The organism is Streptomyces sp. NBC_01142, from assembly GCF_026341125.1.
GTDB lineage: Bacteria > Actinomycetota > Actinomycetes > Streptomycetales > Streptomycetaceae > Streptomyces.
In genome coordinates this window covers 1,698,509-1,724,288 of the sequence record NZ_JAPEOR010000003.1, presented here as the reverse complement: position 1 = coordinate 1,724,288, position 25,780 = coordinate 1,698,509, and the positions used below count along the sequence as shown (strand labels likewise).

The following is a 25,780-nucleotide window of genomic DNA, read 5'->3' as shown; positions in this document are numbered from 1 at the left end:
CCCCGAGTCGTCGCGGGCCCCGGGTATCTACTGGCCGTGGATCCATCGCGTTACCGCTGTTCGCTACTGGCCATGCAGTTAGCGGACGAGTGGGTCGAGTATGTGGCAGCCACAGGCATCACGATCCATGCCAAGGTCTACGACCAGGCGATCGACCGGTTCTGCCGATACGTGGACGAGCACCTGGGGCCGCCGGCGGCGAAGGCGTCGCTCGCTGAACCTAGTGCTGTGGCCGGGATGGTTCACCGTTGGCTGTTCACGCGGCGGTCACGAGGGGGTGTCCGCCCCAGCGGATGCCTTTCTCGCTGCGGATGCGTGCGCGCTCCTTTCGTTGGGCGGCCAGGACGTCGGGGTGGCGGGCGTTGGTGTTGCGCCAGCGCAGGTAGGCGTGCAGGGCGCGGGTCTGGACGGTGTGGTTGGGGTGGTGGGAGTTGGCGAGGGTGAACTGCCGCAGCGGCCCGAAGTGCGCCTCGACGGGGTTGGCCCAGGAGGCGTTGGTCGGGGTGAAGCACAGCTCCACCCTGTTCTTCTTCGCCCAGACGCGGATCTTGGTGCCCTTGTGTGCGGAGAGGTTGTCCATGATCACGTAGATCGGGGCGCCGTCCGGGCGGGCGGCACGGATCGACTTCAGCGCGGCCAGGGAGTTCGCGGCACCTTTGTGGCGGCGGTTGACGCCCCACAGAGTGTCGTCGCCGACCGAGTAGCAGCCGTGGAAGTAGGTGACCCCGTGGGTGCGGTGGTAGGTCGCCGGGACCCGTTCGGGACGGTTCTGCTTCGCCCAGCAGGACCCGCCGGTGGGGCGGATGCCCAGCGGGCCGAACTCGTCGAAGGCGAAAACGCGGTCGGGGAAGTTGTCCAGGATGTGCTCGATGCGGTCGAGCTTGGTGTCGCGCTCGGGGTCGGTGGATTCCTTCCAGGTCTTGGTCCGCTGGAAGGTGACCCCACGGCGGGCGAGCAGGCAGCGCAGGGCCTCGCGGCCGATGCGGATCACCCGGCCGTGGACCTTGCGCAGGTAGGCGGCGAGTTTGCGGATGGACCAGCGGGTGAAGGGCTGGCCGAGTTTGGCCGGGCGGGTAGTGGCCGTCGCCACGACGAAGTCCTCGTCATCACGGCTGAGCAGGCGGGGACGGCCTCCCGCCCACCGAGGGTCCAGGCAGGCCAGGCCGATCTCGTTGAACCGGTGGATCACATCGCGCACCGTGTCCTCATCGGCCTGCACCAGCTGGGCGATGACCGGCACCCGGTTCCCGCCGGCCGAGGCCAGCAGCATCATCGCCCGCCGGTAGCGCACCGTGCTGGTGCTGCCCCGGCGCACGATCTGCTGCAGCCGCTGCCCCTCCTGGTCGGTCAGCCTGCGGACTCGAACGGGCTCTGCCACTACGCGCCTCCACGGTGCCGGATCGGATATGTCCTCACATCCAACCGGCCCAGCACCTACCAACGCGACCAGCAACCCGGTGAACCATCCCGGTCACAGCACTAGCCTCTTCAAAACGCTGGCCGACTGGGAGCTGTCCCTGCCCGAGGACTACGCCGAGGGCTCGACCAGACCACGTCTGACGGCAAGCGTCCTGCGCACTCTGATCGTGCGCCGAGACGACCACCCTGAGCGCCCGGTCGCTCCGGATCTGGCCCGGCTGGCCCGCGGCCCCGCCCTCCTCGGCTGGGGCGAGTGGACGGAGCGGGACGAGTTCACCCGCCAGGAGAAGCGGGCACTGGTCCGCGCGGCCTGGCAGAGCGCTCACACCACCCGCAAGCGTCTACACGAAGGCTGGGCCCTGGCTGAGCGGGGACGCCATCCCTCGCGAGGCAGCTGGACCAGCATTCCTGACCTGCTCTGGGGCCTGGCCCGCGATGAGATCACGCCGGACGACATCCGTCACAACACGCCGCCTCCCGGCCAATGGCCGACGGAACTGCAAGCTTTCACTGCCGGGGACGGACGCTTCATCCCACGACAAGCGCGGATCCGGCTCGGTCGGCGGCTGCTCCGTGAGCTCTATCCGGTTACCGGCGAACTGCACGCCTTCCGGGTCCTGCTGATGGACGCCACCGGCTACGCCTCCGAGGAGGTCACCGGCTTCGGTGAGTCCGAGGTGGAGTTCCTGCCCAAGGGCGTCCGTCTCACCCTGCTCAAGAGCCGTGCCGGGCTGCTGCGGCACCGAGCCTTCCGCGACAGAACCGCTGCCGATACGCCGACGGCAGAGGAGAGCGACGGGCGGCTCACCGTGAACTGGCCACGACGCGAGGCCAGCGAGGTGGTCCGCCAACTGTTGGATGTCACTGCGCGGGTCCGCGCCAAGGCCCCGCACGTCACCCAAACGCTCTTCGTCAGCGCAGTCGTCCGCAACAACTTCGAACCGTTCTTCGGCCAATGGCTCACCGACTCCCCAGGCGGCTCGTTCGGCGAGTGGCTGGACACCATGGGCGTCGAGATCAAGGGCGACCGCCACATTGGGCGTCTGCGCAAGTCCGTCAAGGTCGAGAAGGCCATCGTCACCGAAGGGCGCGTCGGCGCCGCCGCCGACGATCACACTGAGCAGACCTTCGCCGGTCACTACGCACAGGGCACCACGCTGCGGATCATGTCCGGCCGGACGATCACCACGGCCCAGCAGCACTGGTTCGACCAGGCCCTTGCCCGCGTCGACGGCCCCATTGTCATTACCCCCGACGTCGCCGAGGACATCGATCAGCCCCAGCTGCGGGATGCGGGCCTGTCCGCTGACGAAGCCGAGGCCATCATGGCAGGCCAGCTCGACATGGGCGTCTCGCACTGCAGGAACCCCTACGAGTCGCCGTTCAGCCCGCCCGGCGAGCTTTGCGCCGTGGCACCGCTGCGCTGCCTGGAGTGCCGCAATGCCTGGATCCTGCCTTCCAATCTCCCTCAACTTCTCCTCTTCGAAGACCACCTGAAGAGGCTTCGCACACGATTGGCCCCGCAGGTCTTCACCCGGCTTTGGGGGCAGAGCTGGGTGAACCTGCGAGCTGTTCTGACCGACCGCACAGACGAGGAAAACGCCGCGGCCCGCAAACACATCGACGCCGGTGATGCCGTCCTGGACCTGCCCCTGACCGCGACTACGGAGTTCGACGCATGATCCTGGTGCTGCCCCAGCAGCGGCGACCGTCTCTCTTCCGCGACGACGAACCCGTCGTCCAAGGCCGCGCTCTGCTGCCCGGAGCCCGCGTTCCCCGGTTCGGCGACACACGCAGCTGGGACTTCAACGGTGTCCTCAAACGCCCCGCCAACGTCAACCGGGGCACCTGGAAAATGAGCTTCAGCAAAGAGCTGGAGGACCCCTACTGGAACCTGCTGGCACGCGAGTTTCTGATGTTCACGTTCAACCAGCGCCACCTGGCGGCCCTCAAGGCCGGCGTCGCCCTGAACGGCTGCTCCGACCCACGGACCTTGATCCAGTCGGCCTCGCACCTGCGGACGATCGCACGCTGGGCGCAGGAGGCGGGGCACCCTCCGCGTCCAGATACCTGGACAGTCGAAGACCTCCGGCAGCGCATCACCGACCTGGTCTCGGGCGGCGCTGTCCCGGGCACCGTCCTGGGGCATGTGACCACCTTGAAGAGACTGGCGGCGGCCGAGCCACTCCTGAGCTTGCCCTGGCCGGCCGGAGACCCGTGGCCTGAGCAGAGTGGATCCAGCGTCGCCCAGCGCAGTGCTGAGCAGGGGCTCTCGACGCCTGCCGTTCCACCGGAGACCTGGTTTCCACTGATTCGTGCCGCCTGGGCCTACATCCACAAGTTCACCCCGGACGTTCTTCGCGCCGACCGTCGGCTGCGTGAGCTCCATGCCGCCGCACAGGTCTCCAGGCGCGGCATCGACGCACGACTCAAGGAGTGGTTCGCCGACGACCGGAACAAGGTCCCCGTCCATCCCCCGTCGTCCAAATGGCCAGCTGGGCAGGTGAATTGGAAGCTGCTGACGCTCGTCCTCGGCTACGACCCTTTGAACAGCAATGCCTTCGCCATCCGAGCCGACATCCGTCACAAGCGCCGTGAGATGGTCCTGGACGCCGTGGCCATGGGGCGGACGACGACGGACACGTTGGCCGGGGAACTGGTACAGGTCCTCCGGGAAGACGGCAGCACCGGCCCCTGGCACCCCGGGATCGACTCGCAAGCGCTGTTCGACCTGAAGAAGGCTCTTCGCGAAGCGGCATTCGTGCTGGTCGTCGGGCTCTCCATGATGCGTGACTCAGAGATCCACGAAATCATGCGGGGATCCGTCGTCGAGCACTACAACGCTCCCTCCATCTCCTCCACGAAGATCAAGGGAACCGCCAACCGGCCTGGAAAACACTGGTGGATCGCCGCCCCCGTCGTTGAGGCCCTTGCGGTCGCAGAAGCGGTCTCCGTCCACCCCGAACGCGTCTTCGCACCCGTTTACACCCATCGGTGCCGGCAGGACGACAGCGTCGTGGGTGTCTCCATGCTCGCCGCTTTCGTGCAGTTCTCGAATGCCGGCCGGGCCTGGTCGGGCCTCGACGAGATCCCCACCACCTACATCCGTCCCCACATGTTCCGCCGCACGATGGCGATGCTCACCGACCAGTTCCCTGGCTCCGAGATCGCCACTGGCATCCAGCTCAAGCACGTCGCCGCTCGGGCCCTGGCCAACGCCACGACCCGCGGCTACGCGGCGTCCGACTCCGACTGGGCCAATTACCTCACCGATGCCCTCGACAACGTCAAGTTCCGCAAGATCAAAGACCTTTACCAGCGCCACACTGCAGGCGAGGAGATCGGATTCGGTCCCGGCGCCGAGCGCGTCAAGGACGCATTCGATCAGATCACGGCGAGCGTTAAGGCTCGCAACGGCGATGCCCGCACCGCCGACTCCCTCCTGCGAACCACCAGAATCCACATCCGTTTCGGCATGCTCAACAACTGCACCGCAGACCACACCAACCCAGTCGGAGCCGTCTGCCTCGAAAACGCGATCATTCCCGACGGCCACGTCGGACCCCTCGACTGGCGATGCCGACCCGACCGCTGCGGGAACAGCATGATCGGCCCCGAGCACCTCCCGATCTACGACTCTCACCAGCGCAAACAGCTGGAGATCATCAACAACCCGGCCATCCCTGCCGTTCGCCGGGACCTCGCCGAGCGCGAACTGGACATCACCCGCAACGTCTTCACGATGGCGAGGGAAGCCCAGTGACCCATCCCACCAATGCCCTCCGAGATGAGGTCAGCCCCAAGACCGCTGCCGCTGTGCGGGCAGCCATGACCCGCCTCTTCGAAGGGCGCCCCCAACGGACCGACGGCCGCCTCACGAAAGAAAACCTCTACAAAGAAGCGCAGGTCAGCCGCGCAACGATGAATCGGGCGCACACCATCCTGGCCGAGTGGGACGCCCACGTCGCCGCCCACGGCAAGACGACCCCCGGCGAGGCACAGCGCGACGCGACCATCACGGAACTAAAGCGGCGCCTGGCCAAGAAGACCCAGGAGTGCTGTCTCCTGCAGAACAAGCTGAAGGCAACAGCCACCGCTATCGCCGCTCTCTACCACGACAACGAAGCCCTGCGACAACAGCTTGCCCGGCAGGTCTCAGCCTCCGTCACGCCCATCCGTCCCCGCGGCCCTCGCCAGCGCCGCTAACGCCCTGCTCAAGGACCGGCGATCGATAAGCGCTACCTCAAACGCGCGATTTGGCCCAATTCTCGACAGTCTCTGCGAACTGCGCATAGCTTGAGGGGCCGTCACACGCTGTGACCATTCCGACCCAGGAATGACCCTCGGGCTCAGCACGGAGCACCCAACTCCCGGAATCACCACCCTTTGTCGGACTCGAGATGCTTCCCTTCCAACCCCAGTCCCTGCCGGCGTGGCGAATCTCAATGAGGTCTTCAAAGCAATAGTCGATCCCACCAATCGCAATACTCCGGCGAAGAGCCAAAGCGCCGATTTCGAGGCGGCGATTTCCTGATCGCGACGACACTTCAACCGCCTCCCCTTCAGTAACTTCCGAGATTGGGACCGTGCGCACGATCGGGCCAATCTTTCGCACGGACGCCGTCACCGCGATGGCGGGATCAAGCCACACCAGGGCAGCATCCACAGTATTTGCCGGGCCAACACCGCGACATAGATTTCCGGGGCCAATCAGGCTGCCATGGGTGGAGTGACAGCAGCGCCCGATAACAGACCCGCCGTCAGGATCGCTAGGCTGAACGGCATCCGATGGCGCTTCAATTACATGTCCACAGGTAACGGCATAGGGCACGCCGTCAATAGTGAGAATTCCGCCGAGGGTACCGTTAGATCGCTTCCCCGCCTCCCCAATTGAAATCCCGCCAATCAGTGGACGGTGGGACTTTCGGGGCCCCAAGTTGGCAGTTGCTACAGGCCGCGCTGCCAGACGCACACGCCACGGGAGCTGACTCGTCGCACCCCAAAGGTCTTCAAGGATGCCGCGCTCAGCCGAGGGATCATGAAGCACTGTGAAGACGACGCCCGGCCCCTCCTGGCCTTGCGCTCGCCACGGAGATTGGCGGATTGCCTCAAAGGCACGACAGGTCCAGTTTGGGTCACAGCGCGGCACGCGATACTGATCCGGAATATCATCGAGCAAGTTGCGAAAAATATCCGAATCCGGCGGCCATGGCCCCCGGCGCATCCATAGCCCCAGGTCCGCTAGAAAGTGGTCGAGCGAATTCCATTCCGCTGTCGTCATAGTGGTACGGAGCCGCCACAGGCGACGAAGTATCGGATCGCTCTCAATGAGCAGACCGGTGACGTTTCGGAAGCCAAGGATTTGATTGAAAGAATCAATCGCCTCTCGGCCGATAGAGCGAAGGGCCTCCACTTACTCCCCATTCTCTGCAATGCGCCTCTTTTCTGGCACATATAGACTTGCCACCACTGCATACAAGGCCGGGAGGCCCAGTGCAAGCCCGGCATTATAGAGGTCGATCTCTTGCGCTAACCCTCCTGAAGCATAAGCCCAAATAGTGAAAGCGCCGATACCAATGGTGATTGGCACCCACCGATGCTTGTACTCTGCGTCCGGGTATAGCTTGAGCAGAAATACAAATGTTGCAACCAGCAGAACCCCAAAGGTTACCCAAAGCTCCACGGTGCGCGAGATCGTATGAGCATTCGTGCCCTGGATAAATACGGTCGAGATAGCTAGATACGGACCGCTAGTCTCGATCGGAAAGAACTTCGCCAGTTGCTCGAGGGCAGGATCTCGCTCACCCGACTGCGCCCTCGCCCCGCGCCCGCCACTTACTGCCGTCACGGCACGTGCCATACCAGTGGCCTCCAGGTCGGTTCCGCGCTGTCGGAAAGAAGCCAAAAGTTGCGTTGAATACATCGCAAGAGAGGGCCAGCGGGTCGGTCACACCGCTGGGGCCGCTATTGCACCAGCGGCCAAGCAGCGGCAGGCGGGGTCCGGCGACTGCCTCCTCTGTCGCACCGGCACAACTGGCCGCAGCGTGCGAGGCATGAGAAGGCCCCCGACAGCCCTCAGCACCTCGATACGCCGGATTCGCATCTTGTGCGGTCCTCTCCTTGCTCGGGGCTACCTGGCCACAGTGCTGGTCGGCCTGTCTATGCATCACTGATTGCGCCGATCAGCGGCGCGTCGATGGCTGGCCGAGCCATACGGCCCGGGAGCGATGCCGAGCTATCGGCGCTCAAGCACCAGGTGGTCGCGATGCCCGCGGCTGAGGGACGAATACAGAGGGTTTCGAATGCGTGACGGGGCACCAGCTGCCCGCAGTGACATGGCGGTTCAAAGCTTCAGGGCCTGCCGCCAGGACCATGACCTCTTGGAGTCAGCGAATCGAGGGCAGGGCCTTGTCGGGGTGGGCGGCGCAACGCCTGACGCAGAAGGGCCTCGACTTCCGCCACCGAGGCGGTCGCTCAGAAGTTCCATGTCTCATGAGACATACGCAGTCTGGAGAACTTCTCGATGCCGGTCAGCTCCCGGATCAGCACCTCGGCGAGCTCCAGCTCCCGGTCCGTGACCGGTGCCGACGGGCCAAATCCCCAGGCTCGCGAAGCTCGTCCTCCCACAGCAGAGTCTGCAGGACGAGCACGCCGCGGCGGGGACGCAGCAGGGCCAGGCGCTCGCGGCTCCTGATGGCGACCTTGGCCACGCCCACCATTCCGGTGCGCGCGAGGGCTTCCACGAGCAGGGCGTACGGCCTCTCGGCGCCCGGACCGTCGGGGCCTGCGTAGTACGGCTTGCTGTAGCTGATCGGGTCGATGCCCGCTCCCGGTACGAAGCCGAGTACCTCGCAGGTGTGCTTGGTCGGCAGCGGCAGGCGGGCCAGGTCCTCCTCGGTGAGCGGCACCATGCTGCCGTCGGGCAGCGCGAAGCCGCGCCCGACCTCGTCGTACGGGATCTCCCGGCCCTCGGCACGGCAGAAGCGCCGGTGCTCGACCCGGCTGCCGTCGGAGGAGTGGATCTCGTGGAGGCGCACGGCGTGCTCCTCGGTGGCCCCGTACAGCCGGACAGGCAGCGCGACCATCCCGAACTGGATCAGGCCGGACCAGATGGCCCTCATGACTCCAGCCTCGGCCGCTGCCAGTCAGGGCGCATCCCGCGGCGTGTCTCCGAATGCGCCGAGACGGTACGGGGGCCAGGCCCCCGATACGTCGCCGTGTCACCCTCGTCCCCCTGGGGAGCTACATCGGATACGGCTCTCCAGCAGGATGCTGACCAGGAAGTTCCGCCGTAGCGTCGCTCTGGCGACCATCTGGAAGGGAAGTGTCATGGGCGAGCAGAAACCGATCTGCCCAGCCGCGCCGGGGTCTGCTGGCCATCCGGCTCGCACGCTCCTGTGGATGCCGCTTGCGCCTGCCCCGGAGCGGCACGCACCTGTTCGGCCTTCGGCCGTGCACCGTGAGCCCGGGCCCGGCACGATTGCTGCACGCCTGACTTGCGGACCCCACCGAAGTACTCACGATGTCCGACAATGATCGCGTGCCTGAGACGACCGTCCCCACGGCGGACCGCCCCACCCTCCCTTACACGGTCAACACGGCTACTGGCCTGCGCATCTTGCGAGCCGACCTGGTCACCACATGCGCCCGTCCCATGCCACCGCTGGCCTGGCCCCGCTGGCTGCGCTGGCTGCCCCACATCCTGGTGTGCCTCACCGCCACCCTGATGGCCGCGGCGGCCGACATGACGGCCCCGGTCATGGGAATCGCGGATGCGGCCACGCTGGTGGTCGCACTGCGGTGGCCGGCACCCGCCTGGTGGCTGTCGATGGCAGTCCTCACCGGCATCACGCTGGAGTATCCGCCTGCCCAAGACGGGCAGCTTTACGTGTGGATGGTGCACGCGGGCGTCCTCTTCCTCCTCACGCTGCGGGTGTACTTGTTGTCCGCAGTCACCGCGGCGGTACTGAGCGCCCTGCTGGCTGTGATCCTGAAGCTGTCCGGCTGCGCTGTCGACTCATGGAAGGTGATCGTCGGGGCGCTTTCGTTGTTCGGTCTGGCCGTGCTCATCGGTGCCGTGGCCCGCGGCCGCCGCCAGGACCATTCACGCCTCACCAAGCAGATCGCCGCCACCGCCCAAGAACGGGCGCTGCGCACCGTCCTGGAGGAACGCACCCGGATCGCGCGCGAGTTGCATGACGTCGTGGCCCACCACATGTCGCTCATCTCCATCCAGGCCGATGCCGCGCCCTACCGGGTGCAGAACCCCCCACCGGAGCTGGTCACCGAGCTGGCCTCGATCCGCACCACCGCGCTGGAGGGGCTGGCTGAACTGAGTCACTTGCTTGGCCTGCTGCGATCGGATGCCGACGACAGCACGACCGGCACCAGCCCGCAGCCCTCCCTCGCACAGCTCGATGCGCTCCTCGGCAGCGTGCGCGCCGCCGGTCTGCACGCCACCATCCGGATCGAAGGCACGGTCCGCCCGCTGTCGCCGGGCGTGGAACTGTCGGCCTACCGCATCATTCAGGAAGCCCTCAGCAACGTCCTGCGCCATGCCCCCGGAGCCGGGACAAGCATCGAACTCACCTATACGCGGGACGCTCTGTGCCTGCGCGTCCTCAACGGCCCTGCCACGCTTCCGGCCGGCACCTCGCCCGGATCCGGGCACGGCCTCACCGGCATGCGGGAGCGCACCGCGATGCTCGGCGGCGACTTGGCCATCGGCCCCACCCCCGACGGCGGATACGAGGTCACCGCCACCCTGCCCGACCCCGCCTCGCCCGCCACCAGCAAGGAGATCGACCAGTGGCCATCCGCGTAGTCATCGCCGACGACCAGGCCATGGTCCGGGAAGCCTTCTCCATCCTGCTCGGCGCCCAGCCCGACATCGAAGTCGTCGCCACCGCCGAAGACGGCGCTCAGGCCGTCGAGCGGGCCGGAGAACTGACACCCGACGTGATCGTGATGGACATCCGGATGCCGGGCATGGACGGCATCGAGGCCACCCGCCAGATCGCCTCCCGCCCTGGCACAGCAACGAAGATCCTCATCCTGACCACCTTCAACCTCGACGAATATGTGTACGAGGCGCTGCGCTCTGGGGCTTCCGGGTTTCTCCTCAAAAGCGCCTCCGGAGTCCAGCTCGCGGAAGCCGTACGAGTACTGGCCCGGGGCGAAGCCCTTCTGGCCCCGGACATCACCAAACGGCTCATCGCGGAGTTCTCCCGTGTGAGCCCCGCCGCCAAGCGGCCGACCGGGGTGCGCATCGACGCCCTCACCAACCGCGAGACCGAAGTCCTCGCACACGTGGCCCAGGGCCTGTCCAACGCCGAAATCGCCCAGAAACTGGTCGTTTCCGAAGAGACGGTCAAGACCCACTTCGGCCGCATCCTACGCAAACTGCAACTACGCGACCGCACCCAGGCCGCCATCTTCGCCTACGAAACCGGCCTGATCACCCCCGGCAACGCCGCCCGCTGAAAACGCCGCATTGCCCCGTGCGCACCCCTACACGCCCACGCCATCCCGGATCCAGGCCCCACCCGCGCATGGGCGATGGGAACCGGCGGAATTTCAGGGATTTCCATCATGCTGCTCCCGGACCCGCGTAGCTCTGGAGGGCTACGCCGCAGGATGGCTCCTGCGGGGGACGCAGAGGACTGCCCCGGAACGCCAATCTCGTGGTGTCCAGTACGGAGGCTTACTGATCGTTTCAGAATGAAGTTCGGTGTGGGGCTTGGCAGTTGGGTGTGGTGGCGGCAGGATCTGTTGGGTGTCTGCTGATCTTGTGCCTGATGACCTGTGGGAACGTGTGGCGTCGCTCTTGCCTGCTCGTCCGCCTCGGCGGCATCGGTATCCCGGGCGGTTGCCGGCGGATGACCGGGCTGCGTTGCGGGGCATCGTTTATGTGCTGTGCAAGAGCGTGAGCTGGCGGGACGTTCCCGCAGAGCAGGTCGGCTGCAGCGGGGTGACGGCCTGGCGGCGGCTGCGGGACTGGACCGAGGCCGGGGTATGGCCCCGCCTGCACGAGGTTCTTCTGGCGGAACTACGCAGAGAAGGCCTGCTGGAGATGGATGACGCCGCGATCGACGGCTCTCACGTCAGGGCCCTCAAAGGGGGGCTCACACCGGACCTTCGCCGGTCGACCGTGCCTCGGCCCGGCAGCAAACACCACCTCATCGTCGACCGGCACGGCACACCGCTCGTCGTCACGCTGACCAGCGGAAACCGCCACGACGTCACCCAACTCATGCCGCTTCTGGACGCCATCCCGCCGGTCCGCGGGTTACGCGGCCGACCCCGAAGCCACCCTCGACGGCTCTTCGCCGACCGGGGCTACGACTTCGACAAATACCGCCGCCTCGTCCGGGCTCGAGGGATCACACCCAAGATCGCCCGCCGCGGCACCACCCACGGCTCCGGGCTCGGCAGGACCCGCTGGGTCGTCGAGCGCACCTTCGCCTGGCTCCACCAGTTCAAGCGACTCCGCATCCGCTACGAGATACGCGCCGACCTGCACCTCGCCCTGCTCCAACTCGCTTGCAGCATCATCTGCTTGAGACGACTCCGAACCTCATTCTGAAACGATCAGTTAGTCCGCCTCCCGCACACCCATTCCCAAGGAACACCATCATGTTCACAAACCGACGCCCGGCCGCTTTGCCGGCGGCCATCCCTCCCGGCAGGGTCAAGAGGACGCTGCGCGTCGTGGTCGCTCTGATCGCCTCCGTCGTGGCCTTCCTGACCACCACGATCATGCTGGGTGCATACTTTCCGGCGATCCCCAAGGCCGGTGTGATCGGTCCAGTGCTCGGCGGCCAGTACCCCTTCCACATAGCCATCCTCGCTCTAGTCGGCGTCCTCCTGGGAGCCTTGGCCTGGCGCAGCGGCCTGGCGCGCTGGGGCCGCGTCCTCACCGCGGTCACCACGCTGTCCATCGTGGCCGCGCTGGCCATCGGCGGCATCCAGTTCAGTGCCGCACAGAAGGCGGGTACGAAGGTGTCCTTCGGCGAGATCTTCAGTCAGCTCGCCTACCCCAACGCCACCCCGGACACGACCCAGGTGTACGCCGCCCGCGACGGCCAGGCGCTCAAGGCTGACCTGTACCTGGCCAAGCACAGCCGGAACAGCAAGGTGCCGGCCATCCTCCTTGCCCATGCCGGAGGCTTCCGCACCTTCGACAAGAGCGACCTGCGCGGTACGGGACGCTGGCTGGCCGACCACGGTGTGGCGGCCATCGCCGTCGACTACAGCCTGGCCACCCCCAGCCGACCCACCTGGAACGCCGCCCCGCAAGACCTGCTATCCGCCCTGAGGTGGGTGCAGGACCACGCCGACGAGTACAGCGTCGACCTCTCCCGCATCTCCATGGGCGGCATGTCCGCCGGTGCACTCTCGCCATGAACACCGCCTACCGCCTCCAGAACGGCACGATCCATGCCACCGACGGCCCCACCCCCAAGCCCCCGTCCTCCGTCGTCGGCTTCTACCCCGGCACAGACGTCACCCAGATGTGGAAAGACAACGTTTCAGGCTCCCGCGAGGCCGCAGAACTCTTCACCGGCGGTACCCCTGACCAGTACCCCGAGCGCTACCGCGAAGTCTCCCCGACCACCGACATCCGAAAAGGCCTGCAACGCACGCTGCTCGTCGTGGGCGACCGCGACCGCAGCGCCCGTCCCGAAACCATCAAGGGCTTTGCCGCATCACTCCGAGCCGACGGCCTAGACACCACATTCAAGGAACTGCCCTTCGCCGAACACGCCTTCGACGACGCCTACGGCAGCCTCACTTCGCAAACCAGCCGCCAGATCCTCCTCGACTTCCTCACCAAGGGCAACCTGCAGACCCGCCCCTCTTTGTGAACCGTTCCGGGTTCAGTAGAGACTCGATTCCATGAAAGTATCGAGTCATGGCTCGCCCTTCCTCCTATCCCCTTGAGCTGCGCAAACGAGCGGTCCGACGCCCCAGATACCCGGTCCCGCCGCCCGATCTCCCCGCGGTCCGACCGGGGTTCCACGCCCAGATCTCCCGCACCGGCGCGCGAACACCCTGAACTCCTCGCCGACGTTCACCGGTTCGCGTCCGTGATGCTTCCCCACACCGACGAGGAGCCGCGATGCCGCGCCGCCTTTCCTATCGCCAGGGCACGCCCAATTGGGTGGAACTGCTGACCACCGACCCGGAGGGGGCTCGGTCCTTCTACGGCCGGCTGTTTCACTGGGAGTTCGAAGAGCGACCGATGTACGGGGGCTCGGCCTGCTCGGTGGCGGTCATGAACGATGGCGTGGTCGCCGCCCTGGTCTCTCCAGCCCCTGGCACGGCGACGCAGGAAACCTCTGCGACCTGGCGGACCCACCTCGCCGTCGATGACGTCGACGCCACGGCGACCGGCTTCGAGGCGGCCGGCGGCCGACTGCTGACGCCGCCGGTCGATGCCCTGGAATCCGGCCGGGTCGCGTTCGGGGAGGATGTCATCGGAGTGGGGGTCGGCCTGTGGCAGGCGAAGGACCACATCGGCGCCACGGTGGTCAACGAGCCCGGCGCCTTCATCTGGAGTGAGCTCATGACCCCCCGCACGGAGGCGGCGGCGGCGTTCTACGAGCAGGTTTTCGGCCTCACCACGACGACCGTCGATCTGGCCGGCACCCCCTTCACGGGCTTCACGGTGGGCGGGGAGATGATCGGCGGGCTCATCCCTCCGCAGCGCGAGGGCGTCCAGCCTCGCTGGATCGTCTACTTCTGCGTCGCGGACGTCGACGAGGCCGTCGAGCGCGTCGGGAAACTCGGCGGAGCCGTCGTTCACGGTCCGATCGACACCCCCGTCGGGCCGTTGGCTGCGCTGCACGACCCGCAGGGAGCAGCGTTCAGCATCTGGGCCTTCAACGGGGAGACGCAGTAACAACGACCCCGCAAGGTGTCGATCTCCGCACGGGGGGTGAAGGCATCGCCGGGAGGTTGCCGTCAGTGAGCAGCGGGCGTGTCCAGCCAACGGGACAGACCCATAGTCCGAAGCGATGGAAGAGCTGGAATTGCTGCTCCTTCGGGCAGGGAGCCTGCGGTCCAGGGCGTTCGAGTGCGCCAGGAGTTCGTGGTCCGTGCACCAACGAGGCTCCCCGGCGGAAGAGTCGAGAGTCAGACGTCTCGCTCAACCGCCGGGGAGCCTTATCCGTTCTGCATCGAAAACGGGCGTGGCAGCCGCGGCCGGCCGCGCGTCCAGGGCGTGGGAGGCGGGAGCGGCGCCGAGCACAGACAGGACAGCGAGGACGAACGCGGGCAGGCCGCGCCGCATCAGGTTCTTGATCACATGAGTGGGTCTAGCGCGGCCCTCGTGGTCTGCGACAGGGCGTGAGCAGCCAACTCACCCGTGTGGGCGGCTGGATTCACCGCGGAAACGATCACTTCGCCCACACCAGCGCCGAACGCGACAGGACATTCACGCCAGGCAGGGACTGGAACCGCAGCATCAACCACCGCGCCGGTCCCCGGTCCGGTCAGTGGAACACGACGGCGCGACCGGTGGCGATGCTCGTGCGGCACACCTGGTACAGCTGGTGCCAGGCGGACCTCTCCATGTCGAAGAGGTCGTCGGATGCGGTGTCCAGGCGGGCCCTCTCCTCGTCTGAGAGGTGCCGGTCCCGGTCGAGCCGGACTCCGATGGCGGGAGCGAAGCCGCACAGTTCGGCGAGCAGCTGCTGACTGGAACCGACCATCCCGCCGCCCTCCACCTGCTTCTCCGCCGGCAGGAAGAGTGGATCGTCAAAGTCGACCGGCACGTAGAAGCCCGCACTGTCCGAGTGGCACAGCAGGTGGGAGCTCATCATCGTTGACTCGTCGAAGACCTTGTCCTCGTCGCGTTCGTACTGCTCAGCGCTGGTGGCCGATGCGGGCGTGACGGACTCGCCCCGGGCCGCCAGCACGAAGACGCGGCGCAGGTGGTGCAGGTGGCTGGTGGGGAAACTTATGAAACGCAGACGTGACGTTTCGTCCAACGCCGGCTCCTGCCAGACGATTCCCTCATCGGCCAAGGCCCGGCTGAGAAGGTCGAATCTCTCCTGCCAGCGTACGAGCGCCTCGTGCTCCTCGACGCCGGCCATGTTCTGAAGCATGCCAACCGAAATATGAAGTCCCATGGCCGGAAGGCTAGACGCCGGCTCTGACAGTCACGGCAGCAACCGTCGAGCGGCGGTCTCGGCGCCGTCACTCGCACCGCTTCGACGACGAGCGCGGCACGAGCCGTCACGGCGGGCCGGAGGGTGACTAGCCGACCCAGCCCTACTACCCCTCCGACATGGCCAAAGCACGGGGACGGCTGGAGCACTGGACGAAGACCGCGTGACCGTCACCCGCCTCTTCCAGCCCATGCACCAGGTCGTTACCGGACTCTCCCCCGACCTCCAGATCACCGTCAGCGACCACGCCGACCTGCCACATGCCTGGTACCAGGAAGCCCTCCGCTACAACTGGCGCAACGGCGAGAAACTCATCCCCACCACCTGGCTCGACAACCAGCCCACCCCCGAGACCACACCACATACCGGCGATCAGAAGCCGTTGACCTATCGATCTTGAGTGCGATGTGATCGAAAGTGGCTGCCGGGGCGAGTGAACCTGGTCGTGACCGTGCATGAGGACAGGGCCCCTGGCGCAGTTCGGAGTTGCTGAGACGCCGATCGCACCTGGAGGCCCTGTTGTCTATGTTGTACGCGGTCGAGGGCGAGGATCTCAACTCGTCCGTCGTGTCGTGCGATTGCCTCGCTCACCGGTTCGGGAACGCGGCCGATCAGCCCGACCGGGCGCCGGCGTACGGCACGGATCTGACGAATGCCGAGTGGCAGGAGATCCGTCCGCTGCTGCCGGTGCCGGCATGGCTGGAGGGCCGGGGCGGACGTCCGGAGGGCTACTGCCACCGCCAGATGCTCGACGCCGTCTTCTACGTCCTGGACAACGGGATCAAGTGGCGAGCGATGCCGGTGGACTTCCCGGCCTGGGACCGGGTCACGCCTTCTTCCGCCGATGGCGGGAGACCGGGCTGATCGCCGAGTTCCACGACCGGCTGCGCGGGAAGGTCCGCGAGAGGGTGGGTCGGGAAACGGAGCCGACGGCTGCGGTCATCGACTCGCAGTCCGTGAAGGCCGACGCGGTCGTCGGCGCCGGCAGTCGGGGCTACGACGCCGGGAAGAAGACATCCGATGCGAAGAACACGTCAAGCGGCAAGGGCAAGACGGGGCTCTTGAGCGTTCGGGAAGGCCACGGCCTCGTTGAACGGGACGCGGTGAGACAGGCAGTGGTGCAGGCAGCCGATCATCCGGTTGAAGAGGTTTCTCTGCGCGGCCGTGTGGCGGTCTCCGGCCTCTCGTCGGCGGTCGTAGTGGGCCCGTGCTCCGTCCGAATGGGCCATCGCCGAGAAGGCCCACATGTAGCCGACACCGGCCAGTCTCTGGTTCTTGACCCTGCGGGCCGCGACGGACACGCTTTTGCCGGAGGCTCTGGTGACCGGGGCGGATCCCGCGTACGCCTTCAGACCTCTGGCGTCGGCGAACCGGGTCCGGTCGTCGCCGATCTCGGCCAGAACCCGAGCCCCGCTCAGCGGGCCCAGGCCGGGAAAGCTGGTGATGATCTCGGCATCGGCATGGGCTTCGAACGCCTGCACTGAGGCTTCGGCGAGATCATCGGCGCTCGCGCACGCCGCCTCCAGCTGCCGCAGCAGCGCAAGTGCCTGTCGCCCCATGGCCTCCTCGACCAGGGGGAGATGGTGCATCTGCGGAGCTCGGAGCGCGTTGTGCAGACGCTCGACCTCCCGTCGATGGTGTTCTTACGACCGGCCTTCTTCAGCACGGTCCGCAGCTGGGACCGGGTAAGTTTGGCTGCTTGGCGTGGGGTGGGCACCGCGGCCAGGAGAGCCCGGGCTATGGGGTGGTAGATGCCCTCACGTCGGTGGCCGGCGGCGGCCAGGTAGCTGGGGAAGTACTCGCGCAGGTGCGAGGTCAGCTTGTTGCCGGCCTGAGTTCGGTCCCAGACGGCGTCCTGCTGGGCACGGGCAAGGACCGCGACGGACTAGGGCCTGTCGTCAAATGATCTTGCGTGGTGGATCATGGTTGGGTGATAGGTCGCCATGAACTGTCTGATGTCGAGTGGGAGTTCGTCTGTCCGCTGCTGCCCTGTTCGGAGCGGGGCCGGAAGCGCCTGGACGACCGGACGGTCCTCAACGGGATCGTGTGGAAGTTCCGGACGGGCACGGCCTGGCGGGACGTGCCCGAGCGGTACGGATCGTGGGCCACACTCCACACCCGCTTTCGAAGGTGGGCAAAAGACGGAACGTTCGAGCGGATGCTGCGGGCCGCGCAGGCGAAGGCCGACGCGGCCGGGGACATCGACTGGCTGGTGTCGGTCGACTCGACGGTCGTGCGGGCCCATCAGCACGCCGCCGGGGCACGAAAAGGGGGGTCCGAAGCCCGGCGCTCGGCCGGTCCAGAGGTGGCCTGACCAGCAAGATTCATCCGGCCTGCGACGCCGTCGGCCGCCCGCTCGGCTTCGTCGTGACCGGTGGGAACACCAACGACTGCACCCGGTTCACCGCCGTGATGGACGCGATACGGGTGCCCCGCGTCGGACCCGGCCGACCCCGCGTGATGCCCGACCACGTCATTGGGGACAAGGGCTACAGCTCCAGGGCCATCCGCACCTGGCTGCGACGCCGGGGCATCGCCCACACCATCCCTGAACGGACCGATCAGATCCGCAACCGGGCCCGGCTCGGGAGCCGCGGCGGACGCCCACCGGCCTTCGACCGGCAGATCTACAAGCGGCGCAATGTCGTCGAACGCTGCTTCAACCGCCTCAAGCAATGGCGCGGCATCGCCACCCGGTACGACAAGACCGTCGAGTCCTACCAGGCAGCCGTCACCCTGGCATCCCTCCTGATGTGGGCGTGACACTTTGACGACAACTCCTAGGCCGACGGCGACCTTGACCGCGACCGGAGAACCGTGCGGCGATCCGGCAGCCCCGATCAGACCGCCGAGCACGGGACCCGCGGCTCGCACTGCGGCCGACCACATCGGACGGGGCCTTGGGCTCGTCGTGGGCTACCTGGCGCGGTCGCTCGGCATGGTTCCTATGGCTCCTCCCTCACGCAGCGAGGCGCCCAGGGCCGGCGTCGAGTTGCCGAAGCCGCCCGCCCGCGACGAAGCCCGCAACGCACTATGTGACGGAGGGGTCCGGGCCTGCGAGATCTGTCGCCCCGACTCCGAACGCGGCATCGTGAACTGACCACTGATGGGGGCGCCGCCCGCGGATGCCGTGGGCTTTAGAAGCCGTTGTCTTACCGAGCGTGGTGGACATCGGTTCGACTGGGCCGGCCCGATCTGGTGATCTCGGGTCGTGACGCGCATGAAGGCAGGGCCTCCTGCTCAGCTCGGAGTTGTCGAAGCAACGCGCTGCCAGGAGGCCCTTGTGTCGCAGTCTTGCGTGTCCGTGTCCGTGTCCGCGTCGTCCAACTCTGTTGCCCGGCCGTGTGGATGTCCGTCGTTCCCATCGGATGCGGAGCCTGCGAAAGCCGTGGAGCCAGGAGATCGTCCGCTCGACAACCCAGCGGTGGATTCCAAGTCCGGACCCGTGCGGGACGACGCGGCGGGCGATCACGGGTTTGATTCCGGTCGCCCAGGCCAGCTGGCGGTATTTGTCGTGGTCGTAGCCGCGGTCGCCGAGCAGGGTGTCGGGTCGGTTGCGTGGCCGTCCGACCAGGCCGGCGACAGACGGGATCTTCTTCAGCAGGGGTACCAGCTGGGTGACGTCATTGCGGTTGCCGCCGGTCAGCGAGACGGCGAGTGGGATGCCCTGGCCGTCGACGATGAGGTGGCGCTTGCTGCCCGGACGTGCTCTGTCGACCGGGCTGGGACCGCTTTTGGGCCCCGCCGAGCGGCCCTGACGTGGGAGGAGTCAATCACCGCCCGCGACTAGTCCAGCTTCTTCGCGACCCGCAGCTTCTTCAGCAGCACCAAGTGCAGTTGGTCCCAGACGCCGGCATCGTTCCACGCGGCCAGACGCCGTCGGCAAGTCATCCCGGAGCCGAAGCCCAGCTCCTGCGGCAGGTACTCCCACTGGATCCCGGTATGCAGCACGAACAAGATCCCGCACAAGGCCTGCCGGTCCGGCACCCGCGGACGGCCTTCCACCTGCTTCGGCGCTGGCTTCGGCAACAACGGCTCGATCAGTGACCACAGTTCATCCGACACGATCCACGGCCGCGACTGACGCTTTCCCACGGCCAGACCAACGACCTCCGGACCGAAAGTCACATGATCAACAGCTTCTGTTAGGACCTCTTAGCCTCGGCAGCGACGTCGACCCGTGCGACCGCAGAGCCCGCGGACCGCCCTCGTTCCACATCTGCCGCCACCGCTGTATCGACCGGGCACTGACCCGCAGGTCCCTGGCGATCACCTCACTCGCCTCACCTTGGGCGAACCGCTCCGCCGCCTGGCCTGGAGCAGTAACGCCTCGCGGAACTGCTGGCGTTCGGCGGTCAGCCCGCCCCCTTGTGGATACCGCATGCCCTCGGTGATACCGCAGCGGACCGCCAGCCGTCAGCCCCGTACGACGCCACGAGTTCAACCTCAGTAGCCCTCGACGACCCAACATCCTTGATGAGCCGAAGTCAGTAGGAGTTCGAGGTTGTGAACGAAGTGTGCTCCGGCCGGAGGAGCTCCTGTTCTGACTGAACTCCACGCTGTGCTGGCAGGGGGAGTGCTCCTGCGCTACGGTTTCTATTAGAGGCGCCCGGCTGGATGTCCGGTTGAAGGGCCAATTGCCGCCTCCCTCTGGGCGGACCGCCGAGTGCGAGATTGCGCCTGCCCCCCTCCCCCGCGAGTCGAAGCGACCGGGGACACCATGACGGTGGCACGACCATGGCTAGGGGCGTGAGCTCATTCAGGTCAGCGCGCGAGCCAATGCGAACTGACTTCCGGCGTACTTTTCACGTGTATGCATTTTACAGCGGGACCTGAGGTCAGTGACAGCTATGTACACCTATGTAGTCAAGGTCCGCGGCAAGACCTATGTCTGGGGGTCCAGCGGGCTCACCACGGTCTTTTCATGGCCTTTGTTGCTCGTCATAAATAACGACGCGGTGGGTGATCCGATCGAAATCGGGTCCGAAGCGCAAGGTCCGAGCCCCAACTCCTACGGCACCCTCCACCCCGGTGAGTGTTGGACGATTCCGCTCCAGGGGCTGCGAGGGGTTTTCGCTAACTGCCTGACAGACACTACCGTCGCTTGCTCCATCCTGGTTCCATCGTGAAGCAGAGCGGCATTCCAGGAACGTGAAAGCGTCAATCCTTGGCCACTTCGTCGGGACGGAGTTTTCGGATGGCGACTGGAAAGGCGGTGAACCTTCGGGTTCGGCCAGTGAAATCGGTGGATCTTTGCTTCCCTGTGGAGGGGACTGTCCTTTTCCAAGCAGATCCACTGCTTGGCAAGTCCGTTCAGGGGTACGAGCTCCGAGACTTGTACGCTCGCTTGCGAGAAGTCCAATTGGACGAGAGTCGGCTTGTTTGGGATGCGGGCAACATTCTCACGGCCGTACAGACGCATGTGCTGTCCGGGCTGCGGGCCGAACACATGAAAGTCGACTTGGATTCGGCCATAGGGATGCGGCAGAACGCATACATCGCGACCTATTCGGAGCCCATGGTCGGGCACACACGGCGTGTCTATTTCGATAATCCGACAGACCAGTCGGCGGTCCTGCACAGGCTCATAGAGGAACTGGAGATCCATACCAAACTCCAATCCAGGAGCCTCGATCTAGCCTATCAGCAAGACGGACTGTTTGGGCAAGCCGTAAAGAAGGCGTTCACGGACACGACATTCTCAGGGATTGTGCGCGAGCCAACCGGAGATGTTCGCTTCGAAAATACCTCAAAAAGCGTTTCGGAAGCAAAGGGATTTGAATATCGAATCCCATCCGATGAAAATGCCATTCGATCGATCCGGGCACGGATTGGCCAACGGCAGGAATTGCTGTCTGCTATGCGAATGCGTGCACTCTGCGAGCGCCCGGAGACATTCACCAACGAACTGGCTGCACTGGACGCCCAGGTCAGGAAACTGCAGGTTGCGTACATTGACACCCTGCTGGTGTCACCGATTCCCGGTGTCGTCACTGGCGTCTTTCGGAACACGGGTGACTTCGTCAGCGCCGGGCAACCCGTGGTCCGCGTCGAGGACGACAGTGCAGTTTACCTGGTCGGCACCATTAAGTATCGCGGCATGCTGAAGCTGAACAGCCAGGTCGCGGTCACAACAAAGCTCTTCGACGACCCCGTTAGCCAGCAAACAAGAATCGAAGGATCCGTGACCTCTATTCGCGGTCACGACTCCGTCGACGAGCAGTGGGAGGTTCTCGTGCGTTGCTCCAATCGCACGCCGAGCGGCGCCCCGATCCTCCCCTTGAACTACAACTTCGACTTCGACAGCACAATTGTGGAGGTTGCATCCGTGTGACGGCCTGAGTAGTCGTGGGCCCTGCCTGCGCCGACTGAACGTTCGCCGATCGAGAAGGACGCGCACCATGAGCGACTGGTTCGGATGGCTTATGGAGGTTTTGGGTGGCAATGACGAACCCAGCGGTGCAAATAGCGCTGTTCCAGTCGGCGGACTTGCTGGACTCTACTCGTTGGGAATGTCGCACATTTTGGCTCCGGTGCCCGGCCTAGTGGGTCAGGGGCTGAGAATCTATTACTCCAGTGGCATCAATTTTGACGACCCGTCGGAATTGGGCGAGGCGATGTCCATGCTTGCCACGGCATCCGCTAACGCCGTGGACGCCGACGACCGGATGCCGGGATCGAGCGTCAGGAGCACCCGCGGAGAGGCACAGCAGATCGCCGCGTATGGAGAGGCGGCCATCGACGAGTCGGCCGGACACATCAGCCTTGTGATGGGGCAGATGGAGCAGACCACCGGGATCGCGGAAAGCTACGGCCTCGGCCGTCACCCCATCACTTTAGGCGGCGACTCGGACGGCGGGCAGGAAGGGGTCCGCAGACTGTCGCACCTTGACCTCCCGGGTTCACCGCAGACGCCCGACATGGGGCCGATACCGGCCGAACGCGGGCTGCTAGGCAGCCCTGCAGAGCCCCTCCTTAACTCGGAGCAGGCCGATTGGCTTCGCCGAACGCGGCCCGAGAACGCCACGCCCCCACGTCCCCTCGGCACTACGCCACCGGCAAGCAAGCCAGAACAAGCACGCAGCTCACCACGGTCTGTTGATGACGTCCCGGAGGTTCGCGTTCGCGGCGTGTCTCCAATGTGGGGCGAAGGCGTTGAGGAGGTCGTCATCCACGGCGTGCGTCCGCCGCGCCCACAGCAGACCCCTCCACGCCCCGAGAACGACCCCGACATCCAGGACGGCCGAGGGTTCTGGGATCGCGGCGGCCTGGGACTGGCTTTGGGCGTGGCGACTGGGGCAGTCGGGGTTGTCATCATCGCCTCGAACCCTGTCGGCTGGGTGGTTGGCCTCACCGGGGCGCTGATGCTGGCGAGCGGGGCCGCTGCAACAGTGAACAGTGGGGTTGGCCTGGGATCTTCCTACGCCGGCAAGACCACTGCCGAGCAAGACGCTGCTACTAACCAGGCCACGTCGGATGTGCTCGGTATCAGCTCACCAGGCGGTTTCGTCGGTGGCCTTGCCGGAACCGTCTACTCCGGCGACAGTGGCGGCTTCGAAACGGGCGTGTCCTGGGGAGGAGCGGCCGAAGGCGCGGCGTCGCTTGGTACCGGCGTCGGTGGGATGCTCGTACGGGAGTGGCGGTTCGGCCTTCCCCGGAACATGAAGTGGAGCAGTGCCAGACCTCGCAATCAGAAGGTCTTCGGGATTGCTGACAGCGTCCGCCACAGGCCCAGCCCCTACTTCCCCGGAGGGGTGGAGCGCGTGGATTTGTCTCACTTCATTCCGCATCGGCCGACGAAGAATCCGAATACGTTGCCGGCGAAACTCCGAAACAAGGTCGGAATAGCGAGGTACGAACGGATCGTGAACCGGCCGTTCAATCTCGTCCCAATGTGGGCAAGTGAGCATGCACTGATCGACCCTGAGCGGTATAAGCCGACGAAATTTCCGTTCAAGCTCCTGTACCCGCCACTGACTGGGGCCGCCCAGTTGTCGCGTCTAGCCCCGCCATGGCTCCTCCAGACGGCATATGGAGGCATGCGCCTTTGGCTTTACGCCGGGCAGGACTCTCTGGTTGATGAGGAGGACGTCGATCTGGATGCTATCGATCTCCAGCCGCCCGACTGACGGACACTCAGTAGATCCAGGGCCAAATCAGTTGCCTATTCCACAACTTCTTACGCAGCGGCGAGTTTCCACATGCGCTCTGCACGCATGAAGCCGAAAAGGTATGCTATGCCCCTTCCTCCCTCCCCACCTGGAACGCGTCAAGGATGCCTGCCAAGAACACTCATGGCATCATCGGCCCAATCCGCCACCCGGGGCATCACAGAATTTCCCCTGGCCGGCGCGGAAACCTTCCCCGAGCTGACCGCCATCACGACCAGCCGCAATGGAGCCCTTTGGTTCGCCGAGTACGACAGCGCCAAGATTGGCCTCATCACCCCAGACGGAGCTGTCACCGAATACCTCCTGCCCACACCGGAACGCGGGCCAACCTTCATCACCGCCGGCCCCGACGGGAATCTCTGGTTCAGCGAGTACGATGGCAACCGGATCGGGCAGATTACCCCGACGGGAATCATCACCGAATATCTCCTGCCCCACCCCGACAGCTGGCCTTCCGCCATCACGGCTGGCCCTGATGGAAACCTGTGGTTCACGGGGAACGAAGGAAATCGGATCGGGCGGATCACACCGAGCGGGGTCATTACCGAATATTCCCTGCCCAACCCCGTCAGCGGGCCCTACGGGATCGCGGCGGGCCCTGACGGAAATCTATGGTTCACCGAGTACGAGGGAAATCGGATCGGCCGTATAACCCCGGGCGGCATCTTCGCCGAATTTCCGCTATCTGCACCGAATCGAAGACCCACCCTCATCACGAGAGGTCGCGATGGGAACGTTTGGTTCATCGAGGACGACGGAGACGGGATCGGGCGCATCACCCCACAAGGAGTCCTCACCGAGTTCTCCCTGCCCACCCCGGGCAGCGGAGCGGCATACATCACCGCCGGACGCGACGGAAACCTGTGGTTCACCGAATACAACAGCAACCGGATCGGGCGGATCACCCCGGCAGGAGACATCACCGAATACCCTCTCCCCACGCCAAACAGTTACCCAAACGGGATCACGACAGCGCGTGATGGAAACCTGTGGTTCACCCAGCACCGAGGCAAGATCGGGCGCATCACCCCAGCGGGGGCCATCACCGAACACTCCCTCCCCACGCTAAACAGCTACCCGTTCGGGATCACGACGGGTCACGACGGGAACCTGTGGTTCACCGAGTACATGGGTGACCGAATCAGCCGTATCACCTCCGTAGGCTCAGTGACCAAATTCCCCCTCCCTAACCCGGGGAGCCGCCCGTATGGCATCGCCGCGGGGCCCGACAAAAATATTTGGTTCACCGAGTACTGGACAGGAAAGATCGGAACAATTACCCTCTTGGGAGTCATTACCGAATTCTCTCTCCCTAACCCGGAAAACTTCCCCTACTTCATTACGGCAGGCCCCGACGGAAACCTATGGTTTACCGAATTCGTTTACGGCAACAGAATTGGGCGAATCACCCCTGCAGGAGTCATCACAGAATTTCCCCTCCCGAACCCGGACAGCTACCCCTACGACATCGTGGTAGGACCCGACGGGAACCTGTGGTTCACCGAGCCCTTGGGGAACCGAATCGGGCAGATCACCCTGGCGGGAGTAATCACGGAATTCTCCCTCCCCAGCCCAAATCGAGAGCCAACCTGCCTTGCAGCCCGGTCCGACGGCAACCTATGGTTCACCGAGTACAACAGCAGCCGAGTCGGGCGGATCACCCCGGCGGGCATCATCACAGAATTCCCCCTCCCCATATCGAACCGCAAGATAAGCAGCATCGAGGCCAGGCAAGACGGCACGTTGTGGTTCACCGAGGCCATGGACAACCGGGTCGGATGGATCACCTCGACCGGAGCCGTGACCGAACTCCCGCTCCCCACCCCGCACAGCCACCCCGCGGGGATCGCAGCCGATCCCCGCGGGAATCTATGGTTCACCGAGGCTGGAGGCAGCAAAATTGGACGGATCACCGCGGCTGACAGCACCAACCTGACCTCGTCGGATGAATAGCTACTGACTTCGGCTCATCTGGGTGATGTTGGGTCGTCGAAGGTCATGCCGGTGCCGGCTGTG

21 protein-coding genes and 3 pseudogenes are annotated in these 25,780 nt (G+C 65.5%); 16 read left to right on the top strand and 8 right to left on the bottom strand.

The genetic code is table 11. From position 1 onward, the window contains the following. Nucleotides 1-256 precede the first annotated feature (256 nt). Nucleotides 257-1,378, bottom strand: a complete 1,122-nt coding sequence (locus tag OG883_RS42030; RefSeq protein WP_266537024.1) for an IS630 family transposase — start codon at nucleotides 1,376-1,378, stop codon at nucleotides 257-259. A gap of 79 nt (nucleotides 1,379-1,457) precedes the next feature. Here OG883_RS42030 and OG883_RS42025 point away from each other — a divergent pair, with 79 nt between their 5' ends. Genes OG883_RS42025 through OG883_RS42015 form a run of 3 tightly spaced genes read left to right on the top strand, consistent with a single transcriptional unit; the run spans nucleotide 1,458 to nucleotide 5,625 of the window. Further along, nucleotides 1,458-3,101: a hypothetical protein gene (locus OG883_RS42025; protein ID WP_266552906.1), complete on the top strand. Its 1,644-nt coding sequence runs from the start codon at nucleotides 1,458-1,460 to the stop codon at nucleotides 3,099-3,101. After that, entirely contained in the window at nucleotides 3,098-5,182 is a 2,085-nt protein-coding gene (locus OG883_RS42020; protein ID WP_266552903.1) for an integrase, read from the top strand. Before OG883_RS42025 ends, OG883_RS42020 begins: the two co-directional genes overlap by 4 nt. Next, a complete protein-coding gene (locus OG883_RS42015; RefSeq protein ID WP_266552900.1) occupies nucleotides 5,179-5,625 on the top strand; it encodes a hypothetical protein in 447 nt (148 codons plus the stop codon). The genes OG883_RS42020 and OG883_RS42015 overlap by 4 nt, the downstream gene beginning before the upstream one ends. A 1,207-nt stretch (nucleotides 5,626-6,832) precedes the next feature. Here OG883_RS42015 and OG883_RS42010 read toward each other — a convergent pair. Together OG883_RS42010 and OG883_RS42005 are read right to left on the bottom strand one after the other, a co-directional pair. Continuing rightward, a complete protein-coding gene (locus tag OG883_RS42010) occupies nucleotides 6,833-7,279 on the bottom strand; it encodes a hypothetical protein (RefSeq protein ID WP_266552897.1) in 447 nt (148 codons plus the stop codon). Nucleotides 7,280-7,961: 682 nt separating this feature from the next. Beyond that, a complete protein-coding gene (locus OG883_RS42005) occupies nucleotides 7,962-8,540 on the bottom strand; it encodes a Ku protein (protein ID WP_266552894.1) in 579 nt (192 codons plus the stop codon). Between the two features lie 419 nt (nucleotides 8,541-8,959). On the opposite strand from OG883_RS42005, the gene OG883_RS42000 reads away from it, so the two are divergent. From OG883_RS42000 to OG883_RS41975, 6 genes are all read left to right on the top strand, one after another. Continuing rightward, nucleotides 8,960-10,243 (top strand): sensor histidine kinase, encoded by a 1,284-nt coding sequence (locus OG883_RS42000; protein WP_266552891.1) that lies wholly within the window; start codon nucleotides 8,960-8,962, stop codon nucleotides 10,241-10,243. Between the two features lie 20 nt (nucleotides 10,244-10,263). Then, on the top strand, nucleotides 10,264-10,902 hold the full coding sequence (locus OG883_RS41995) for a response regulator transcription factor (protein WP_266553300.1): 639 nt from the start codon (nucleotides 10,264-10,266) through the stop codon (nucleotides 10,900-10,902). Nucleotides 10,903-11,194: 292 nt separating this feature from the next. After that, on the top strand, nucleotides 11,195-12,004 hold the full coding sequence (locus tag OG883_RS41990) for an IS5 family transposase (RefSeq protein ID WP_266552888.1): 810 nt from the start codon (nucleotides 11,195-11,197) through the stop codon (nucleotides 12,002-12,004). Between the two features lie 50 nt (nucleotides 12,005-12,054). Next, nucleotides 12,055-12,825 (top strand): alpha/beta hydrolase, encoded by a 771-nt coding sequence (locus OG883_RS41985; protein WP_266552886.1) that lies wholly within the window; start codon nucleotides 12,055-12,057, stop codon nucleotides 12,823-12,825. Then, nucleotides 12,822-13,286 (top strand): prolyl oligopeptidase family serine peptidase, encoded by a 465-nt coding sequence (locus tag OG883_RS41980; RefSeq protein ID WP_266552884.1) that lies wholly within the window; start codon nucleotides 12,822-12,824, stop codon nucleotides 13,284-13,286. Before OG883_RS41985 ends, OG883_RS41980 begins: the two co-directional genes overlap by 4 nt. 254 nt (nucleotides 13,287-13,540) lie before the next feature. Next, entirely contained in the window at nucleotides 13,541-14,323 is a 783-nt protein-coding gene (locus OG883_RS41975) for a VOC family protein (protein ID WP_266552881.1), read from the top strand. 246 nt (nucleotides 14,324-14,569) lie between these two features. Here the strand turns inward: OG883_RS41975 and OG883_RS41970 are convergent, their stop codons facing one another. Both OG883_RS41970 and OG883_RS41965 read right to left on the bottom strand, forming a co-directional pair. Further along, nucleotides 14,570-14,728 (bottom strand): hypothetical protein, encoded by a 159-nt coding sequence (locus OG883_RS41970; protein WP_266552879.1) that lies wholly within the window; start codon nucleotides 14,726-14,728, stop codon nucleotides 14,570-14,572. A gap of 187 nt (nucleotides 14,729-14,915) precedes the next feature. Continuing rightward, the gene (locus OG883_RS41965; RefSeq protein ID WP_266552876.1) at nucleotides 14,916-15,530 is read right to left on the bottom strand and encodes a hypothetical protein; all 615 of its coding nucleotides are present in this window, start codon (nucleotides 15,528-15,530) and stop codon (nucleotides 14,916-14,918) included. A gap of 226 nt (nucleotides 15,531-15,756) precedes the next feature. Between OG883_RS41965 and OG883_RS41960 the strand changes: the two genes are divergently transcribed. Then, nucleotides 15,757-15,993 (top strand): DUF3732 domain-containing protein, encoded by a 237-nt coding sequence (locus tag OG883_RS41960; protein ID WP_266552874.1) that lies wholly within the window; start codon nucleotides 15,757-15,759, stop codon nucleotides 15,991-15,993. Nucleotides 15,994-16,118: 125 nt separating this feature from the next. Further along, nucleotides 16,119-16,457, top strand: a complete 339-nt coding sequence (locus tag OG883_RS41955; protein WP_266553297.1) for a transposase — start codon at nucleotides 16,119-16,121, stop codon at nucleotides 16,455-16,457. 170 nt (nucleotides 16,458-16,627) lie between these two features. On the opposite strand, the pseudogene OG883_RS41950 reads toward OG883_RS41955, so the two are convergent. Beyond that, nucleotides 16,628-17,478: pseudogene (locus tag OG883_RS41950) on the bottom strand (transposase); the annotation flags it as partial. 48 nt (nucleotides 17,479-17,526) lie between these two features. Here OG883_RS41950 and OG883_RS41945 point away from each other — a divergent pair. Then, a pseudogene (locus tag OG883_RS41945) lies at nucleotides 17,527-18,356 on the top strand (IS5 family transposase). A 175-nt stretch (nucleotides 18,357-18,531) separates the two neighbouring features. Beyond that, on the top strand, nucleotides 18,532-18,693 hold the full coding sequence (locus tag OG883_RS47140; protein ID WP_353963153.1) for a DUF6233 domain-containing protein: 162 nt from the start codon (nucleotides 18,532-18,534) through the stop codon (nucleotides 18,691-18,693). Between the two features lie 252 nt (nucleotides 18,694-18,945). On the opposite strand, the pseudogene OG883_RS41940 reads toward OG883_RS47140, so the two are convergent. Both OG883_RS41940 and OG883_RS41935 read right to left on the bottom strand, forming a co-directional pair. Beyond that, nucleotides 18,946-19,694: pseudogene (locus OG883_RS41940) on the bottom strand (IS5 family transposase); the annotation flags it as partial. Between the two features lie 31 nt (nucleotides 19,695-19,725). Further along, nucleotides 19,726-20,064, bottom strand: coding sequence for a helix-turn-helix domain-containing protein (locus OG883_RS41935; protein ID WP_266553294.1), 339 nt, complete (start codon nucleotides 20,062-20,064; stop codon nucleotides 19,726-19,728). An 891-nt stretch (nucleotides 20,065-20,955) separates the two neighbouring features. On the opposite strand from OG883_RS41935, the gene OG883_RS41930 reads away from it, so the two are divergent. From OG883_RS41930 to OG883_RS41920, 3 genes are all read left to right on the top strand, one after another. Then, complete coding sequence (locus OG883_RS41930; protein WP_266552871.1) at nucleotides 20,956-21,927, top strand: HlyD family efflux transporter periplasmic adaptor subunit; 972 nt, start codon at nucleotides 20,956-20,958, stop codon at nucleotides 21,925-21,927. A gap of 67 nt (nucleotides 21,928-21,994) precedes the next feature. Next, nucleotides 21,995-23,722 (top strand): hypothetical protein, encoded by a 1,728-nt coding sequence (locus OG883_RS41925; protein WP_266552861.1) that lies wholly within the window; start codon nucleotides 21,995-21,997, stop codon nucleotides 23,720-23,722. 165 nt (nucleotides 23,723-23,887) lie between these two features. Beyond that, nucleotides 23,888-25,717, top strand: a complete 1,830-nt coding sequence (locus OG883_RS41920; protein ID WP_266552858.1) for a hypothetical protein — start codon at nucleotides 23,888-23,890, stop codon at nucleotides 25,715-25,717. The last annotated feature ends 63 nt before the right edge of the window (nucleotides 25,718-25,780 follow it).

Coding starts and splice junctions, on each gene's coding strand:
- OG883_RS42020 (WP_266552903.1), top strand. CDS start 3,098: ATGATCCTGGTGCTGCCCCAGCAGCGGCGACCGTCTCTCTTCCGCGAC.
- OG883_RS42010 (WP_266552897.1), bottom strand. CDS start 7,279: ATGGCACGTGCCGTGACGGCAGTAAGTGGCGGGCGCGGGGCGAGGGCG.
- OG883_RS42005 (WP_266552894.1), bottom strand. CDS start 8,540: ATGAGGGCCATCTGGTCCGGCCTGATCCAGTTCGGGATGGTCGCGCTG.
- OG883_RS41995 (WP_266553300.1), top strand. CDS start 10,264: ATGGTCCGGGAAGCCTTCTCCATCCTGCTCGGCGCCCAGCCCGACATC.
- OG883_RS41985 (WP_266552886.1), top strand. CDS start 12,055: ATGTTCACAAACCGACGCCCGGCCGCTTTGCCGGCGGCCATCCCTCCC.
- OG883_RS41980 (WP_266552884.1), top strand. CDS start 12,822: ATGAACACCGCCTACCGCCTCCAGAACGGCACGATCCATGCCACCGAC.
- OG883_RS41975 (WP_266552881.1), top strand. CDS start 13,541: ATGCCGCGCCGCCTTTCCTATCGCCAGGGCACGCCCAATTGGGTGGAA.
- OG883_RS41965 (WP_266552876.1), bottom strand. CDS start 15,530: ATGCTTCAGAACATGGCCGGCGTCGAGGAGCACGAGGCGCTCGTACGC.
- OG883_RS41955 (WP_266553297.1), top strand. CDS start 16,119: ATGTTGTACGCGGTCGAGGGCGAGGATCTCAACTCGTCCGTCGTGTCG.
- OG883_RS47140 (WP_353963153.1), top strand. CDS start 18,532: ATGGTTCCTATGGCTCCTCCCTCACGCAGCGAGGCGCCCAGGGCCGGC.
- OG883_RS41935 (WP_266553294.1), bottom strand. CDS start 20,064: ATGTTGGGTCGTCGAGGGCTACTGAGGTTGAACTCGTGGCGTCGTACG.
- OG883_RS41925 (WP_266552861.1), top strand. CDS start 21,995: ATGAGCGACTGGTTCGGATGGCTTATGGAGGTTTTGGGTGGCAATGAC.
- OG883_RS41920 (WP_266552858.1), top strand. CDS start 23,888: ATGGCATCATCGGCCCAATCCGCCACCCGGGGCATCACAGAATTTCCC.